This is a genomic window from Delftia sp. WY8, from assembly GCF_018437695.1.
Lineage (GTDB): Bacteria > Pseudomonadota > Gammaproteobacteria > Burkholderiales > Burkholderiaceae_C > Comamonas > Comamonas tsuruhatensis.
The window spans coordinates 1,592,245-1,609,321 of sequence record NZ_CP049795.1 but is presented as its reverse complement, the minus strand read 5'-3'; the positions used below and the strand labels follow the sequence as shown (position 1 = coordinate 1,609,321).

The following is a 17,077-nucleotide window of genomic DNA, read 5'->3' as shown; positions in this document are numbered from 1 at the left end:
TCGGCATGGCTTGGCGGTTCTCAGCCGCTGTTGCGGCGCTGGCATGCGCGGGGCCGGCGCTAGCGGCGGAACCTGGCCCGGCGCAAGGCAGGATCGGGGTCAACCTGCCACTGCTGACCTCGCCGTTCTGGCAGGCCTACAACGGCTACCTCCCGCAAATGGCCAAGGCCCTTGGGGTCGACATCCTGGCGCCGGTGAACTCCAACCAGGACCCGGCCCAGCAGATCACCGACGTGGCCAATCTGATCAACCTCGGCGCCAAGGGGTTGGTGGTGGCGCCATTGGATTCGGCGGCCATTGGTCGAGCGCTCGCCTTGGCCGAGCAGGGGAAGATTCCTGTGGTGGCGGTGGACGTGGCGCCTACCCGGGGCAAGGTGGCGATGGTGGTGCGTGCCGACAACCGCGCCTATGGCACGCGGTCCTGCCAGTACCTGGGCGCGCAGGTGAAGGCGGGCAAGGTGGTGCAGATCATGGGCGACCTGGCATCGGTCAACGGCCGTGATCGGGCCGAGGCTTTCCGCAGTTGCATGAAGGATTTCCCGGCGCTGCAGGTGCTGGAGATTCCCGCGGCCTGGAAGTCCGATGCCGCCGCCGCCGCGCTCGACGGCCTGCTGTCCGCGCATCCGGACCTGAAGGGCATCTACATGCACGCAGGCGGCGTCTATCTGGCGCCCACGCTGCAGACGCTGCGGCGCAGGGGGCTGCTGCATCCGGCCGGCGATCCGAGGCACATCGTGGTGATCAGCAACGACGGCATCGCCCAGGAGCTGGATGCCATCCGCAGGGGCGAGATCGACGCCACCATCTCGCAGCCCGCCGATCTTTACGCAAAGTACGGCCTGTACTACATCAAGGCAGCGCTGGCAGGGCAGTCGTTCAAGCCCGGGCCCACCCCGCATGGCAGCCGCATCGTGGAGGTGGCGCCCGGCATTCTGGAGGACCAGTTGCCCGCACCCGTGGTGACCCGCGAGAACGTGGACGACAAGTCGCTGTGGGCCAACCAGCCATGACGATGCCCCCCGGATTCATGGCTGGCAGACCGGGCACGCCGGTGATGGAGGCGCGTGGGCTCGGCTTGCGTTTCGGCTCCACGACGGCCTTGCACGATGTGAGCCTGGCGGTCATGCCGGGCGAGTCGCATGCACTGGCTGGCCGCAACGGCGCAGGCAAGTCCACCTTGGTCGCCTTGCTGACCGGCCTGCACCAGCCCGGCACGGGAAGCATCCGCTTCAACGGCCAGCCCGCGCCTGCGGTGACCGACCGCATGGCCTGGCGCCAGCATGTGGCCTGTGTCTACCAGCATTCGACCATCATCGGCGAGCTGTCGGTCGCCGAGAACCTGTTCATCAACCGGCAGCCGCTGCGCCATGGCTGGATTTCCTGGCGCGTGCTGCGGCGCGAGGCAAGGGCCTTGCTGGATGCCTGGCAGATCGATGTGCACGAGGATGCGCTGGCCCGGGATCTGACGGTGGAAGCCCGCCAACTGGTGGAGATCGCGCGGGCGCTGTCGCTGGGCGCGCGCTTCATCATCCTGGACGAACCCACGGCGCAGCTTGACCACGACGAGACGCGGCGGCTGCTCAGGCGCGTGCACGATCTGCAGCAAGGCGGCGTCACGTTTCTCTTCATCTCGCACCACTTGCAGGAGATCTATGAGATTTGCCAGACGGTCACCGTGCTGCGCGATGCTCGCCATGTGGTGACGGCGCCGGTGGCGCAGTTGCCCCGGCAGGCACTGATCGAGGCCATGACCGGCGAGCGGGACAGCCTGGCCGGCGCGTCTTGCGCCGCCCACGCACCCCCGGCAGGCGGGGGCACGGGCGTTGCCCCCGTGGTGCTGGCGCTGCAGCAGGTGTGCGGCAAGGGTTTCGGGGCTGTCAGCCTGCAGGTGCGGCGTGGCGAGATCGTGGGGCTGACAGGCTCCACCAGCAGCGGGCGCACGGCCGTGGGTGAGGCGGTGGCGGGCCTGCGGCGCACCACGGCGGGCCGGATCCTGGTGTCGGGCCGCGTGCTGCCGCCCGGCGATGTAGGCGCCGCGCTGGCGCACGGCGTGGGTTGCGTGCCGCAGGACAGGCACCGCCAGGGCCTGGTGCCGGGGCAGTCCATCGCCGAGAACGCGACCATGACCATCATGGACAGGCTGGGCCGGTTCGGGTTCATCGCGCCATCGCGCAGGCAGGCCGCGGCGTTGTCGGCCATGCGTGCACTCGATGTGGCGGCCAGCGGGCCGCAGCAGGCCGTGTCCGGCCTGTCGGGCGGCAATCAGCAGAAGGTGGTGATGGCGCGCGCCCTGGCCAGCGAGCCCGATGTGCTGGTGCTCATCGATCCCACTGCGGGTGTGGATGTGAAGTCCCGGCAGGCATTGCTGGCCGTGGTGGAGGAGGAGCGACGGCAGGGCCGGGCCGTGCTGCTGGCGAGCAGCGAGCTGGACGACCTGCGCATCTGCGACCGTGTGCTGGTGATGTCCCATGGCCATGTGGTGGCCGAACTCGCCAGAGGCTGGGACGACGGTGAACTGATTGCCTCCATGGAAGGAGTGAGCCTGCATGCGCACTGAAACCTTCGTCTCGCCGAACACGGCTGTGCCCGTGCCGGCCGCCCGGCGGCTCGCCCTGCACCGGCTGCGCGACTATGCGCTGGTCCCTGCGCTGGCCCTGCTGTTCTTGCTGGGAGCCTTGACCAGCCCCAGCTTTCTGACACCGGCCAACCTGGTCAGCATCCTGGGGGCCTCGGCAGCCCTGGCGCTGGTGGTGTTGGCGGAGTCGCTGATCATCATCACGGGCAAGTTCGATCTGTCGGTGGAGTCCACGGTGGGCATTGCGCCGGCGGTGGGCGCCATGCTGGTGATTCCTGCAGCCTCGGGAGGCTTTGGCACGGAATGGCCGGTGGCGGCGGGGCTGCTGGCCATCGCGGCCGTGGGCGCATGCACGGGTTTTATCAATGGCCTTTTGGTCGTCAGGCTGCGGCTCAATGCCTTCATCGTCACGCTGGCGATGCTGATCGTGCTGCGCGGCCTGCTCGTGGGCGCGACCAGGGGCGGCACCCTGTTCGACATGCCGCAGCCTTTCTTCGCCCTGGCCACGGCCACGCTGCTGGGGCTGCCGCTGTCGGTCTGGCTGGCGGCGCTGGCGTTTGGCACGGCCGCCGTGGTGCTGCGTCACCACCGGCTGGGCCGCGCGCTGTATGCGATTGGCGGCAACCCCCATGCGGCGCGCGCGGCGGGCATCAATGTGGACCGTATTACCTGGGGCGTCTTCGTGCTGGCCGGTGTGCTGGCCGCAGTGGGCGGGCTGGTGGTCACGGGCTATGTGGGCGCGATCAATGCCAACCAGGGCAGCTCGATGATTTTCACGGTGTTCGCGGCGGCCGTCATCGGCGGGATTTCGCTCGATGGCGGCAAGGGCTCCATGTCGGGTGCGCTGTGCGGCGTGCTGCTGCTGGGCGTGGTGCAGAACCTGCTGACGCTGGCCCAGGTGCCATCGTTCTGGATACAGGCCATCTACGGCGCCATCATCCTCGGCGCCCTGATGCTGGCCCGGCTCGCAGGTGAGCAGCAGCAATAGGCGCGGCCCGCGAATCGCCCATGCAGAAGCTTTTCAAGGGAAGGAATGGCTCCATGAGACTCGCCGGAAAACACATTCTCGTCACCGCAGCCGGGCAGGGCATAGGGCGTGCCTGCGCGCTGATGTTTGCCCGCGAGGGGGCCAGCGTGCTGGCCACCGACATCGACATGCATGCGCTGGCAGAACTGGAGGGACGGGACGGCCTGCGTACGCGGCGGCTGGATGTGACCGATGCGCAAGACATCCTGGCACTGGCCGGGCAGGAGAGGGCTTTCGATGCAGTGCTCAACTGCGCGGGCTTCGTGCACCACGGCAGCATTCTGGACTGCAGTGACGAGGACTGGGCCTTTGCGTGGCAGCTCAACGTCACCTCCATGCACCGCATCATCCGCGCCCTGCTGCCTGCCATGCTGGCCCAGGGCGGCGGGTCGATCATCAACATGTCGTCCGCGGCCTCCAGCGTGAAGGGCGTGCCCCTTCGCCATGCCTATGGCGCCACCAAGGCTGCCGTGGTCGGGCTGACCAAGGCCGTGGCGGCCGACTTCGTCACGCAGGGAATACGCTGCAACGCCATCTGCCCTGGCACGGTGGAGTCCCCGTCGCTGCAGGCGCGCATCGCCGGCCAGGCCCGGCAGCAGGGCGTGCCGCTGCAGCAGGTGCGCGCGGCCTTCGTGGCGCGCCAGCCCATGGGGCGGGTGGGTCGGCCCGAGGAAATCGCCGCGCTGGCCACCTATCTCGCCAGCGATGAATCCCGCTTCGTCACCGGCACGCTGAGCGTGATCGACGGCGGCTGGTCCAACTGAACTGCACAGGAGCGCACCATGAAATTGCTGCGATACGGCCCCAGGGGCCATGAAAGACCGGGCCTGCTCGATGCGCAAGGGCGTGTGCGCGACCTCTCGGGCGTGGTGGACGACATTGCCGGCCCTGTGCTGCTGCCGGACAGCCTGGCGCAACTGGCCGCCCTGGACCCCTTGCAGCTGCCCCTGGTGGAAGGCGTGCCGCAGCACACGCTGCGCCTGGGCCCCTGCGTGGGGCGGGTGGGCAAGTTCGTATGCATAGGCCTCAACTACTCGGACCATGCGGCCGAGGCCGGCATGCAGGTGCCGCCCGAGCCCGTGGTGTTTGGCAAGTGGACCAGTGCCATCTGCGGCCCGGACGATGCCATCGAGATTCCGCCCGGCTCCGTGAAGACGGATTGGGAGGTGGAGCTTGGCGTGGTCATAGGCCAGGGCGGGCGCCATATCGACGAGGCCCGGGCCATGCGGCACGTGGCGGGCTATTGCGTGGTCAACGACATCTCCGAGCGCGAGTACCAGCTCGAGCGCGGCGGCACCTGGGACAAGGGCAAGGGCTGCGACGGCTTCGGCCCGCTGGGGCCCTGGCTGGTCACGGCCGACGAGGTGCCCGATCCGCAGGCGCTGCGCATGTGGCTGGATGTGGACGGCCGGCGCATGCAGGACGGCAGCACGGCCACCATGGTGTTCGGCGTGGCCTTTCTCGTCAGCTACCTGAGCCGCTTCATGAGCCTGCAACCGGGCGATGTGATCTCCACCGGCACGCCGCCGGGCGTGGGCATGGGCCAGAAGCCGCCCATGTACCTGCGTGCCGGGCAGGCCATGCGGCTGGGCATCGCCGGCCTGGGCGAGCAGCGCCAGACCATGGTGGCGGCTCGCGTGCAACCGAATCCCTCGACAACCGGCAAGGCCTGAGAAGACCATGACGCGAATCCTGTCCCTGCGCGTGCTCGATGTGCGCTTTCCGACCTCCAGGCACCTGGATGGGTCTGACGCCATGAACCCGGACCCGGACTACTCCGCCGCCTATGTGATCCTGGAGACGGACACGCCCGGCCTTGAGGGGCACGGGCTGACCTTCACCATCGGGCGCGGCAACGAGGTCTGCTGCGCTGCCATCGCGGCCATGCGCCACCTGGTGGAGGGCATGGAGCTCGACTGGGTCCGCCAGGACATGGGACGCTTCTGGCGCCACATCACCTCCGACAGCCAGTTGCGCTGGATCGGCCCGGACAAGGGGGCGATGCACCTGGCCACCGGCGCCGTGGTCAATGCCGTGTGGGACCTGTGGGCCAAGGCCGAGGGCAAGCCGCTGTGGCGCCTGGTGGCCGATTTCACGCCCGAGGAGTTCGTCCGCGCGCTGGACTTCCGCTACATGACGGATGCCCTGACCGAAGCCCAGGCGCTGGAGCTGCTGCATCGCCAGTCGCCGTGCAAGGCCGAGCGCATCGGCGTGCTGGAGCGCGAGGGCTATCCCTGCTACACGACCTCGGCCGGCTGGCTGGGCTATGACGACGACAAGCTGCGCCGCCTGTGCCGCGAGGCGGTGGCCGGCGGCTTCAACCACGTCAAGCTCAAGGTGGGGCGCAGCCTGCAGGACGACATCCGGCGCGTGTCCATTGCGCGCGAGGTGCTGGGGCCGGATCGCCAGCTGATGATCGACGCCAACCAGGCCTGGGAGGTGGGGCAGGCCATCGGCTGGGTGCGGGAGTTGGCCTTTGCCAGGCCCTGGTTCATCGAGGAGCCGACCAGCCCTGACGATGTGGAGGGCCACCGCGCGGTGCGCGAAGCCGTTGCCCCGGTCCAGGTCGCCTCTGGAGAGATGTGCCAGAACCGCATTCTCTTCAAGCAGTTCATCCTGCGTGGTGCCATCGACGTGGTGCAGATCGACGCCTGCCGGCTGGGAGGGGTCAACGAGGTGCTGCTGGTACTCCTGCTGGCCGCAAAGTACGGTCTGCCCGTGTGTCCGCATGCCGGGGGCGTGGGCCTTTGCGAGTATGTGCAGCATCTGTCCATGATCGATTTCGTCTGCGTGTCCGGCACGCGTGAGGGGCGCGTGATCGAGTACGTGGACCATCTGCACGAGCACTTCGTGGATCCCTGCGTGGTGCGCAATGCGGCCTATATGCCTCCCGGTGCGCCCGGCTTTTCCATCACGATGAAGCCGGAAACTCTGGCCAGGTATCGCTTCCAGGCCTGAGCCATGGCCCTGTCCCATTCCCATTCACTTTTGCATCCGCGCATCGATGCACACCTGCATTTCTGGCGCTACAGCGCCGGGGACTATCCATGGATAGGCGCGGACATGCGGGCCCTGGCGGTGGACCGCACACCCGGCCATCTCCTGCCCCAGCTGTCTGCCTGCGGCTTCACGGGCGCCATCGCCGTGCAGGCGCGCGCCACGGTCGATGAGACGCGGTTCCTGCTGGAGCTGGCGCGGCGCAATGACTGGATACGCGGCGTGGTGGGGTGGGAAGACCTGACCTGCGAGGGCCTGGGCGAGCGCCTGCAGGACTGGCGTGCCGAGCCGAGGCTGTGCGGCTGGCGCCATCAGGTGCAGGACGAGCCCGATGCCGCAGCCTTTCTGGGCTGCGCCGCATTCGGGCGCGGCATGGCCTTGTTGCAGCGCCAGGGCTGGGCGTATGACCTGCTCGTCTTCCATCACCAGATGGAGGCGGCTGCCGCCTTCTGCGCACGGCACGACGCGCACTGGCTGGTGCTGGACCATCTGGGCAAGCCCCCGCTGGCCGTGCTGGCCCGGGAACAGGCCGCATTCGGCCACTGGCAGGCGCGGCTGGGGCGTTTTGCCGCGCTGCCGCATGTGGCCTGCAAGCTCTCGGGCCTAGTGACCGAGGCCGACTGGCGCGCCGGGCTGGACGGGGCAGGCAGGGCTTGCCTGCTGCGCTGTCTAGATATGGCCTTGCAGGTGTTCGGTCCGCAGCGGCTGATGTTTGGCTCCGACTGGCCGGTCTGCCTGCTGGCCGCGCCATACGCCACGGTCTTTGAGCTGGTGGATGGCTGGGCGTCGTCGCGGCTGTCGGCCTCCGAGCGTGAGGCGCTGTGGGGCGGCACCGCCGCGCGCTGCTACGGCCTGCATCCGCAAGGCATGACCTGACCACATGGGAGGCAGCATGGACCTGAACCTGAAAGACAAGACCTTCATCGTCACGGGCGGTGCCAGCGGCATCGGGGCGGCCATCTCGCTGCGGCTGGCCGGTGAAGGTGCGATTCCGCTGATCTGCGGCAAGGACACCATGTGCGCGCGGTTCGAGGCGCAGCTCATGGAGCTGCAGCCCCGGGCCCGCCACTTCCGCTTCGACCTGGTCGATGAACAGGCATGCGGAGAGATGGTGGCCCGCGCTGCGGCGGACTGCGGCCACATCGACGGCCTGGTGAACAACGCGGGCATCAATGACGGCGTGGGCCTGGAGGCAGGGCGCGACGCCTTCGTGCGCTCGCTGCAGGCCAACCTGGTGCACTACTACGTCATGGCCCACCATTGCCTGCCACACCTCAAGGCCAGCCGTGGCTCCATCGTCAACATCTCGTCCAAGACCGCGCTGACCGGGCAGGGCCAGGCCAGCGGCTACTGCGCGGCCAAGGGGGCCCAGCTCTCGCTGACGCGCGAATGGGCTGCCGCGCTGGCAGCCGATGGCGTGCGCGTCAATGCCGTGGTGCCCGCGGAGGTGGTGACGCCGATGTACCTGCACTGGCTGGGCCGCTTCGACGACCCCGGGCGCCAGCTGGAACAGATCAGCGCCCGGATTCCGCTGGGCCGGCGCATGACGGCGGCCGAGGAGATTGCGGACACGGTCGTCTTTCTTCTGTCCGAGCGGGCATCGCACACCACGGGGCAATGGCTGTTCGTCGATGGCGGCTACACCCACCTGGACCGCGCGCTGACCTGACCACCATGGAGACACCATGCGCCAATGCCTTGCACTCGACCTCAGGGATGACCCGGCGCTGATCGCCCGGTACGAAGCCCTGCATCACCGGATCTGGCCGGAGGTGGCGGCGCATCTGCGTAGCCATGGCGTCACCGGCATGGAAATCCACCGCCTTGGCACGCGCATGGTGATGGTCATGGAAACCGATGACGCGGTGCATGACGCCCGAGCCATGGCCCTTGCCTCCGCCACCGATCCGAAGTTGTGCGAATGGGAAGACCTGATGTGGGCCTTTCAGGCCCCCACGCCGTGGACACCACCTGGAGACAAGTGGACGCCCATGGCCTGCATTTTTCGGCTGGAGGATTCTGCGCAGGAGTGAGCGACTGAGCATCCGTCGGCCATGCCCCATCCCCGAACGTCGCTCAACCCCCTTCCAGGGGAAAACACCGGGGCGCCCGCGCCGCAAATGCATAGGTCTGCGCATGAATCGTTCAGGCCCGGCGCCATCCCTGCGGAGAATTCATGAAAGCAGCCTGCAGGGCATCGCAACCACGGGGCTGCATGCACCCGCAATAACAAGAAGCACAAGAACAAGAAGCACAAGAAAAGGGGCTGGCGACCGGTTTCAAGCTGCTCCCCATGGCAGCCGTGCTGCGGCCATGGGGATTTTCGCCAATTGGCAATGTCAAGGAGGAGAGGGAGATGAATAAACGCATGATCCGCAGCGCTGGCCTGGCCGCGCTTGCATTGGGCACGGCCCTGGCGGCCCAGGCCCAGAGTTCGGTCACGCTCTATGGGCGTGTGGTCGCGGGGGTGGACTACCAGAGCAATGTGTACGACCCGGCCACGGGGGGCTCTGGCAATCTGTGGCGGGCCGTGGGCAACCAGTGGGGCACGAGCATGCTGGGTTTCAAGGGGGAGGAGGACCTGGGCGGCGGGCTGCATGCGCTGTTCACGCTGGAGTCGGGCTTCAGCATCGACGATGCCAAGTTCAACGGCGCAGGGTTCTTCAACCGCCGCACCTTCGTGGGCCTGCGCAGCGGCTGGGGTACGCTGAAACTGGGCAAGGACCTGTCGATCTCGGATGCGCACTGGGCGCTGGACCCCACGGGCCAGCAGTTCATCGGCTCGGCCACGCTGGTGCGGGGGCGCAACTGGGGCGGGCATGACAACATGATTTCCTACGAAACGCCCAGCTGGGGCGGCCTGCGCGTGCTGGCGCTGACCGGCCTGGGCGAGCAGCCGCAGGGCGCATCGCGGCTGCGCAAGGATGCGCTGTCGGTGTCCTATACCGCGCCCACGTTCGAGTTGCGCGCCATCTACGACGTGGCCCGCGATGCCAATGGCCGCTTCAGCGATCTCTACACCACCTCCCGCAACCTGACGCTTGGCGGCACGGTGACGCTGTCCGCGCTCAAGCTGTTCGCGGGCTATGAGCAGTTGTCCGCGCCCGACAGCGCGGCCGGCGTGCCCAACAAGGCGCGGCAGTACTGGATGGGCGCGCGCTACAACGTCTCAGGCCCGCTGACGCTGATCGGGGCGGGCTACCGCACCACGGTCAACAAGGGCGGCGGCAGCGCCAACCTGTTCATGGCGGGCGCCGACTACGCGCTGTCCAAGCGCACGCTGCTGTATGCCAGCGTGGGCAATGTGCGCAATGGCGGCAATGCGAACTTCTCGGTGGAGACCACCAACAACAACCCGGCGCCGGGCGGCAGCCAGACCGGCCTGTACCTGGGCATGGCGCATTCGTTCTGACCGGGGCGGGGCACTTTGGCGGAGGTTGCCGGCCCTTGCTCAAGGGGTTTGCCATCCGCCGCCCAGCACCTTGTTGATCGTCACCTGGTTTTGCAGTTGCGCCAGGTGCAGGGCCGACAGGGCCAGCTGTGCGTTGCGGCTGCGCTCCTGCGCATCCAGCCAGGTGCGCAGGGGTACCTGGCCTGCGCGGTAGCGTGCCTCGTACAGGCGGGTGATTTCTGCCGATTCCTGCGTGACGCGCTGCTGTGCCTGCTCCTGGCTGGCCAGCTCGGTGCGGGCGGACAGGGCTTTTTCCGTTTCCGCCAGCGCGGCGTACAGCGACTTGCGGAAGTTGACCACGGCCTCTTCATGCTGGTTGCGCGCAATGGCGGTGCTCAGCCGCATCTCGCCCACGTTCAGAAAGGGCAGGGTCATGCTGGCGCCCAGGGCCGCCACGGGGTTGGCCAGCAGGTCGAGCAGCGAGTTGCTGGAGCCCCCCAGGCTGCCGGTCAGCGACAGCGTGGGGTAGTAGCGCGCGGTGGCCGCATCGCTGCTGGCCAGGGAGGCGCGCAGCCGCAGTTCGGCGGCGCGCAGGTCGGGGCGGCGGCCCAGCAGTTCGGCGGGCAGTCCTGCGGCAATGGCAGGCAGCGCGCCCGTGGGCAGGGCCTGCGGCTCGCCACCGGGCGCCTCGGCGCCCAGGAGCAGCTCGTTGAGCGCCTGCCGCAGTTCGGCGCGGGCCTGCGTGTACTGGCTGAGCAGCGCCTGCTGCTCGGCCAGCGCCTGCCGGGCCTCGCGCCGTTCCAGGCTGGATACGGCGCCGCTGCGGTACTGCGCCTCCACCAGCTCGCCGGTGCGGCGTGTGTACTCCAGGCTTTGCCGCGCAAATTCCAGGCGCTCGTTGGCCAGGGCCAGTTGCCAGTACAGGCTGGCGGTGGTGGCCGCCAGGGACAGGGCCACGGCCTGCCTGTCCTGCTCGCTGGCCTGGGCCTCGAAGACGGCCGCATCGCGCTGGGCACCCAGGCGGTCGAACAGGTCCAGCTCCCAGCCCACGCTCAGCGTGGCGCTGGACGTCTCCAGCGTGCTGCGCGGGCTGCCGGACAGCGGCCGGCTGGCCCCGGTGCTGAGTGTGCCGCCGGGTTGCGGCAGCAGGGCGCGGCCCGCCAGCTGCGCCTGCAGCGCGGCGCGGCGCACACGGATGCCTGCCGTTGCCAGGTCGGGGTTGCGCGCAAGGGCCATGTCGATCCATGCATCCAGGCGCGGATCGCCGAAGGCGCGCCACCATGCCTCGGGCGCAGGCGCGGCCGCCGAGGGCTGCGCATGCTCGAACTGTGCGGGCAGCGCCACCTGCGGCGCCTCGTAGGTTGTGCGCGTGATGGCGCCGCAGCCCGCCAGGGCCACTGCGCATGCCAGCACGCCGGTCTTCAGCATATGCATGTCAATCTCTCGATAGAGCCTGTACGGGGTCGAGGCGCGCAGCACTGCGCGCCGGCAGGAAGCCGAAACCGATCCCGATGAGGGAGGAGCAGGCCACGGCCAGCACGATGGAGGCGGCCGAGAACGAGAGCTGGAAGCTGGAGCCCGACAGGCTCACTGCCAGGCCCAGGCTCAGCGCCAGAGAGACACCCAGGATGCCGCCCACGATGCAGACCAGCACGGCCTCGATCAGGAACTGCTGAAGGATGTCCGACTGGCGCGCGCCGATGGCCATGCGCACGCCGATCTCGCGCGTGCGCTCGGTCACCGACACCAGCATGATGTTCATCACGCCGATGCCGCCCACCAGCAGCGCAATCATGGCGATGGCCGAGACCAGCAGCGTCAGCGTGGTGCTGGTGCGCGTGATGGCCTGGCGGATCTGGTCGGAGTTCCAGATGAAGAAGTCCTTGGTGCCATGGCGCTCGGTCAGCAGGCTGGTGGCGGCCTTTTGCGCGATCTCGGCCGGCACCGCGTCCTTGATGCGCAGCGTGATGCTGTCCAGGTGGTACTTGCCGACCAGGCGCGTGGCGGCTGCGGTGTAGGGCACGAAGAAGGTGGGCGTGGAGCCGCCGAAGCTGTTTTGCGCAGGCCGGAGCACGCCGACGATTTCCACGGGCATCTGGCCCAGCAGCACGACCTCGCCCAGCGGGCTGGGGTTGGTGGGGAACAGGGCGGTGGCGGTCTTCTGGTCGATCACCGCCACCTGGGCGTGCAGGTCCACGTCGCGCTGGTCGAAGAAGCGGCCCGATGCCAGGCGCAGGCCGCGCACGCGAAAGTGCTCGAAGCCCACGCCCGTCACCTGGGCCGTGGCCGCGTTCTCGCGGTACAGCGCCGTGACGCCGACCGACACATTGGGCGTGGCGCTGTCCACGTAGGGCTGCTCGGCCAGGGCCTGGGCGTCAGCGGCGACCAGGGTCTCGATGGCGGCGGCGCGCGTGTCGCCGAAGTCCTTGCCGGGGAAGATGTCCAGCGTGTTCGTGCCCAGCTCGCTGATCTGGTTCATCACCTGCTGCTGCGCACCGAGCCCCAGCGCCACCACCGAGACCACGGCCGAGATGCCGATGATGATGCCCAGCATGGTCAGGAAGGTGCGCAGGCGGTGGGCGTTCATGGCGCGCAGGGCCATGCGCAGGGCCTCGCCAAAGCGGTCCGACAGTCCGCGCCAGGAGGCCCGGCGCGCGCCGGATGCCGGCTCCACGGGCGGCCTGGCTTCGTGCGGGGTGCTGCGCCGGTCGGCAATGATGGCACCGTCGCTGATCTCGATCACGCGCGTGGCGTGGGCGGCGACGGCCATGTCGTGCGTGACCAGGATGATGGTGTGGCCGTCGGCATGCAGCTCCTGCAGGATGCGCATGACCTGCTCGCCGCTGGCCTTGTCCAGCGCGCCCGTGGGCTCGTCGGCCAGGATGACGGCGCCGCCGTTCATCAGCGCACGCGCAATGGACACGCGCTGCTGCTGCCCGCCCGACAGCTGGCCCGGCCGGTGCTGCATGCGGTCGGCCAGGCCCAGGCGTTCGAGCAGGGCGGCCGAGCGCGCATGGCGGTCCGTGGGCGCCGTGCCGGCGTAGACCGATGGCAGCTCCACATTGCCCTGGGCCGTGAGGTCGGGCAGCAGGTGGTAGCGCTGGAAGATGAAGCCGAAGTGCTCGCGCCGCAGCGCGGCCAGCGCGTCGGGCCCCAGCTCGCTGGTCTCGCGGCCCGCGATGCGGTAGCTGCCCGAGGTCGGATGATCCAGGCAGCCGAGGATGTTCATCAGCGTGGACTTGCCCGAGCCCGAGGCGCCGACGATGGCCACCATCTCGCCGGCCTCGATGGTCAGGTCTATGTCCTTGAGTACCGCCACCGTGGTGTCGCCCGCAGGAAACTCCCGGCGCAGGCCCTGCATCTGCAGTAATGCATGGTCCATGCTTACATTCCCATCGGGTCGCTGCCGGCCGGCTTGCCGCCGGGGCTGGCCTCGCCGATCACCACCTGCTCGCCGGGCTCCAGCCCCGACAGCACCTGGGCCTGGGCGTTGGTGCGCAGGCCCACGCGCACCTTGCGCTCGGTGACCTGGCCCTGGGCATCGCGCACGCGCACGCTGTAGTTGTCGTCGGCATCGCGGCTGCCCAGCGCGGCGGCCGGCATGAGCACGGCCTTGTCGGCCTGGGCCACGCGCACGGTGACCTGGGCGGTCATGGAGGGGCGCAGCTTGCCTTCCGGGTTGGGCACGTCGAATTGGGCGTTGTAGTAGATGGCCTTGGCGGCCTGGGCGCCGGTGGCGGTCGCTGCGCCAGCGGTGGCGTCCGTGGCGATGGAGGCGGGCGCAGGCTCTATGCGCTCGATCGTGGCGGTGTGGCGCTGGCGGCCACTGCCCAGCGTGGTGAACCAGACCGTCTGGCCCAGCTGGATCTTGTCCACGTCGGCCTCGGCAATCTCGGCGCGCACAGTCATCACGTCGAGCTTGGCCAGCATGACGATGGTGGGCGTGGTCTGGAAGGAGTTCAGGGTCTGGCCCTGCTTGGTGACCACCGCCACGATCACGCCGTCCATGGGCGCGACGATGCGGGTGTAGCCCAGGTTGATGCGCTCGGTCTCCACCTGGGTGCGTGCCTGCTCGATCTGTGCCTGCAGGGCGCCGACATCGGCCAGCGCGGTGTCCAGCGCGGCCTTGGCGGCCTCATGGTCGGCGCGCGAGGTGGCGTCGGCCTGCAGCAGCTCCTGCTGGCGCTGGAAGGTCAGCCGGGCCTGGACGAGGGCCGCGCGCCGCGCGGCCAGCTGGGCCTGCAAGGCGGTGACGGATGCCTCGGCATTGCGCAGCTTGATGCGCTGCGGCTGGGCATCGACTTCGGCGATCAGCTCGCCGGCCTTGACCTTCTGCCCCAGCTCCACGTGCAGGCGCCGGACCTGGCCCGAGACCTGGGCGCCCACGGCCACCAGTTCCTTGGGGTGCAGCCGGCCCACGGCGAGCACGGTCTGCTCCAGGTCGCCGACGGTGACGGGTGCGGTTGCGAATTGGGTGGAGGGCTTGGCACTGGCCTTCCACCACACCAGGCCTGCGACCATGCATGCGCCTGCGACGGCGACCATGGCCCATTTGCGATTGAACTTCATTCTTCCCCTGCCGCGCGGTCGGCCGCAGGGGAGACAGTCCCTGCCCGGCGCCGCGCCAGATGCTCGAACTTACCAGTCTGGCGCGGTTCGATGTCCCGGCATTGACCAAGGCATGGAGATTCAGTGGAGAAAAGCGAGGAGAGGGAGCGGCCGGGCTGCCCCCTCGGCTCACCGCAAGTTCAGCGCAAGTTCAGCGCCAATATTGGCACTTGCTCTCGGCCTTGGTGGTCCAGACCTGCTCGGCCGGCAGCTTCTTGACCAGCTTGTAGTAGTCCCAGGTGCCCTTGGATTCGGCCGGGGATTTCACTTCCATCAGGTACATGTCGTGCACGTAGCGGCCGTCCTCGCGCAGGTAGCCGCTGCCGAAGAAGTCATCCATCTTCATGCCGCGCCAGGTGGCCATGACCTTGTCGGCATCCAGCGTGCCGGCCTTTTCCACGGCCTTGAGCCAGTTCATGGTGGCCGAGTAGTCGGCCGCATGGATTTCGCTGGGGCGGCGCTGGGTCTTGGCCATGAAGGCGTCGGCGAACTTGCGCGAGGCATCGTTCATGTCCCAGTACCAGCTGGTGGTGAACTGCATGCCCTGCGTGTTCTTCAGGCCCAGGCTGTGCACGTCGGTGAAGAACACCAGCAGGCCGGCCAGCTTCATGTCCTTGGTCACGCCGAATTCGCGCGCTGCCTTGATGGAGTTGATGGTGTCGCCACCGGCATTGGCCAGGCCCAGGATCTGGGCCTTGGAGTTCTGCGCCTGCAGCATGAAGCTGGAGAAATCGCTGGCGTTCAGCGGCGTCTTGACCGAGCCCAGCACCTTGCCGCCGCGCGCCTCGATGATCTTGGTGGTATCGGCCTCCAGCGCATGGCCGAAGGCATAGTCGGCGGTCACGAAGTACCAGCTCTTGCCTCCGGCCTCCACCACGGCCGCGCCCGTGCCCTTGGCCAGGGCCACGGTGTCGAAGGCGTAGTGCACGGTGTAGGGGCTGCACTGCTCGTTGGTCAGCGCCGAGCTGCCCGCGCCGTTGTCGATGAAGACCCGCTTTTTCTCCTGCGCCACCTTGGCCATGGACAGGGCCGTGGCCGAGTTCGTGCCGCCAAACACCAGGCTGATGCCCTGCGTGTCTATCCACTCGCGCGCCTTGCTGGCGGCGATATCGGCCTTGTTCTGGTGGTCGGCCGTCAGCAGCTCGATGGGTTTGCCCAGCAGCTTGCCGCCGTAGTCGTCGATGGCCATCTGTATCGCCACGGCGCCGTTCTTGCCCTCGACATCGGCATAGAGACTGGACATGTCGGTGATGAAGCCGATCCGAACCTTGTCCTGCTGCGCCAGGGCCGGCGTTGCCAGTGCGGCGGCGCACAGTGCCAGTGCCAGCGGTGTCATCAGCGATGTCTTGGGGCGTTGCTGCATGAAGTCTCCTTGCTTTGGATGGAAAAAGCCCGCTGCTGTTGCGCAGGGGCCGGGTGATTCCATGCTGGCAGGGACAGGGGTCTGCCGCATTGGGGCAAGCACGGGCTTGGTGGCCCCGGTGCGACAGTACAGCCGCTCATCCTTGCAACGTGGCCGGCCCGTTGATTGATCGCCATGCGCTGCGCATCCCGGCCGTGGCTTGTGCGCGCGTCAGGACCTGCTTTTCCGTTCCTTGACCTGGGGATGTGAAAGCACTGGACTTGAATTAATTTGTCTAGAAAAACAATCAAAAATTCAGGTTTTGCTTAAAATAATGGACAAATGAAAACGCCAGAAAAATCCATCCTTCTTCAGCGCCAACTGCTTTTGCAGTTCGGTGACCGGCTCAAGCGCCTGCGCAAGGAGCAGGGGCTGGGCACGGTCGAGATGGCCTCGCGCGTAGGCATATCCCGCAGCACGCTCGCTGCAGTCGAGTCCGGCGATCCCGGGCCATCCATGGGCACGTACCTGCGAGTCATGTCGGAACTGGGCATAGGGGGAGAATTGGCATTGCTGGCGGGCGACGCCCTGCAGCCCGCGCCCGCAGGAACTGCCGCAGCCCGTTCGCGCCATGCCAGGCCCGTCGTACAGGTTCTGGTGCGTGCGCAGGATGCGCGCCATGAAGTGCAGGATCTGCAAAGCCTCGCATTGCATGAAGAAGCCGTGCGCCTTGTGCGATCTGACCCGGCATTGCTGCAGCAGGCACAGGACACGTTGGAGAGGTGGTTGAGCCAGGGGGATTCGCATTCCGCCAGCCTGTGGAGGCAGTGGCAGGATGTCTTGCAAAATGGCCGCTGGCGCACCATCCTGGCCCGCACGCGAAGGGCCCAGGAACTGCGCCAGGCCTCGCCCCTGACATCGGTGCTGCCCGAACAGGTGCGCCAGCAGGTACTGGCGCAGGTGGGGGATCTCAAGCGGGGCGTTGCATTGGGAGATACAGGGCGGGCCTATGAACCGAGAGGATCTTGAGCACATCATTCGTGCGAGCGGGGATGTGACGAATGAGTATGAATTCGTCATCGTGGGAAGCCAGGCAATCCTGGGCTCCATCCCGTATCCCGAGCCGGTTTTCAAGAT

15 protein-coding genes are annotated in these 17,077 nt (G+C 68.0%); 11 read left to right on the top strand and 4 right to left on the bottom strand.

Features of this window, described 5'->3' with window-relative positions; translation table 11 throughout:
• The first annotated feature begins 5 nt into the window (after positions 1–5).
• From G4D77_RS07390 to G4D77_RS07345, 10 genes are all read left to right on the top strand, one after another.
• Positions 6–1,010, top strand: a complete 1,005-nt coding sequence (locus G4D77_RS07390) for a sugar ABC transporter substrate-binding protein (RefSeq protein WP_052195859.1) — start codon at positions 6–8, stop codon at positions 1,008–1,010.
• Complete coding sequence (locus G4D77_RS07385) at positions 1,007–2,557, top strand: sugar ABC transporter ATP-binding protein (RefSeq protein WP_154834989.1); 1,551 nt, start codon at positions 1,007–1,009, stop codon at positions 2,555–2,557. The genes G4D77_RS07390 and G4D77_RS07385 overlap by 4 nt, the downstream gene beginning before the upstream one ends.
• Positions 2,547–3,563, top strand: a complete 1,017-nt coding sequence (locus G4D77_RS07380; RefSeq protein ID WP_126311751.1) for an ABC transporter permease — start codon at positions 2,547–2,549, stop codon at positions 3,561–3,563. The genes G4D77_RS07385 and G4D77_RS07380 overlap by 11 nt, the downstream gene beginning before the upstream one ends.
• A 53-nt stretch (positions 3,564–3,616) precedes the next feature.
• Positions 3,617–4,366, top strand: a complete 750-nt coding sequence (locus G4D77_RS07375; protein WP_026062467.1) for an SDR family oxidoreductase — start codon at positions 3,617–3,619, stop codon at positions 4,364–4,366.
• A gap of 18 nt (positions 4,367–4,384) precedes the next feature.
• The gene (locus G4D77_RS07370; protein ID WP_026062466.1) at positions 4,385–5,275 is read left to right on the top strand and encodes a fumarylacetoacetate hydrolase family protein; all 891 of its coding nucleotides are present in this window, start codon (positions 4,385–4,387) and stop codon (positions 5,273–5,275) included.
• A gap of 7 nt (positions 5,276–5,282) precedes the next feature.
• A complete protein-coding gene (locus tag G4D77_RS07365) occupies positions 5,283–6,560 on the top strand; it encodes an L-fuconate dehydratase (RefSeq protein WP_154834987.1) in 1,278 nt (425 codons plus the stop codon).
• A 3-nt stretch (positions 6,561–6,563) separates the two neighbouring features.
• A complete protein-coding gene (locus G4D77_RS07360) occupies positions 6,564–7,475 on the top strand; it encodes an L-fucono-1,5-lactonase (RefSeq protein WP_046241208.1) in 912 nt (303 codons plus the stop codon).
• A 16-nt stretch (positions 7,476–7,491) separates the two neighbouring features.
• Positions 7,492–8,268: an SDR family oxidoreductase gene (locus G4D77_RS07355; protein WP_154834985.1), complete on the top strand. Its 777-nt coding sequence runs from the start codon at positions 7,492–7,494 to the stop codon at positions 8,266–8,268.
• A gap of 16 nt (positions 8,269–8,284) precedes the next feature.
• Entirely contained in the window at positions 8,285–8,632 is a 348-nt protein-coding gene (locus G4D77_RS07350; RefSeq protein ID WP_016453836.1) for an L-rhamnose mutarotase, read from the top strand.
• 323 nt (positions 8,633–8,955) lie between these two features.
• On the top strand, positions 8,956–10,011 hold the full coding sequence (locus tag G4D77_RS07345) for a porin (protein WP_154834983.1): 1,056 nt from the start codon (positions 8,956–8,958) through the stop codon (positions 10,009–10,011).
• Between the two features lie 39 nt (positions 10,012–10,050).
• Here G4D77_RS07345 and G4D77_RS07340 read toward each other — a convergent pair whose 3' ends face one another.
• The 4 genes from G4D77_RS07340 to G4D77_RS07325 all read right to left on the bottom strand — a co-directional run bounded on the left by G4D77_RS07340 (position 10,051) and on the right by G4D77_RS07325 (position 15,961).
• Positions 10,051–11,424 carry an efflux transporter outer membrane subunit gene (locus tag G4D77_RS07340; protein WP_154834981.1) on the bottom strand — a complete coding sequence of 458 codons (1,374 nt, stop codon included), beginning with the start codon at positions 11,422–11,424 and terminating at the stop codon, positions 10,051–10,053.
• 1 nt (position 11,425) lies between these two features.
• Complete coding sequence (locus G4D77_RS07335; protein ID WP_154834979.1) at positions 11,426–13,372, bottom strand: MacB family efflux pump subunit; 1,947 nt, start codon at positions 13,370–13,372, stop codon at positions 11,426–11,428.
• A gap of 2 nt (positions 13,373–13,374) precedes the next feature.
• The gene (locus tag G4D77_RS07330) at positions 13,375–14,559 is read right to left on the bottom strand and encodes an efflux RND transporter periplasmic adaptor subunit (RefSeq protein ID WP_016449657.1); all 1,185 of its coding nucleotides are present in this window, start codon (positions 14,557–14,559) and stop codon (positions 13,375–13,377) included.
• 190 nt (positions 14,560–14,749) lie between these two features.
• The gene (locus G4D77_RS07325; RefSeq protein ID WP_016449656.1) at positions 14,750–15,961 is read right to left on the bottom strand and encodes an ABC transporter substrate-binding protein; all 1,212 of its coding nucleotides are present in this window, start codon (positions 15,959–15,961) and stop codon (positions 14,750–14,752) included.
• A 321-nt stretch (positions 15,962–16,282) separates the two neighbouring features.
• On the opposite strand from G4D77_RS07325, the gene G4D77_RS07320 reads away from it, so the two are divergent.
• Positions 16,283–16,969, top strand: coding sequence for a helix-turn-helix transcriptional regulator (locus G4D77_RS07320; RefSeq protein WP_209670695.1), 687 nt, complete (start codon positions 16,283–16,285; stop codon positions 16,967–16,969).
• Positions 16,970–17,077 lie beyond the last annotated feature (108 nt).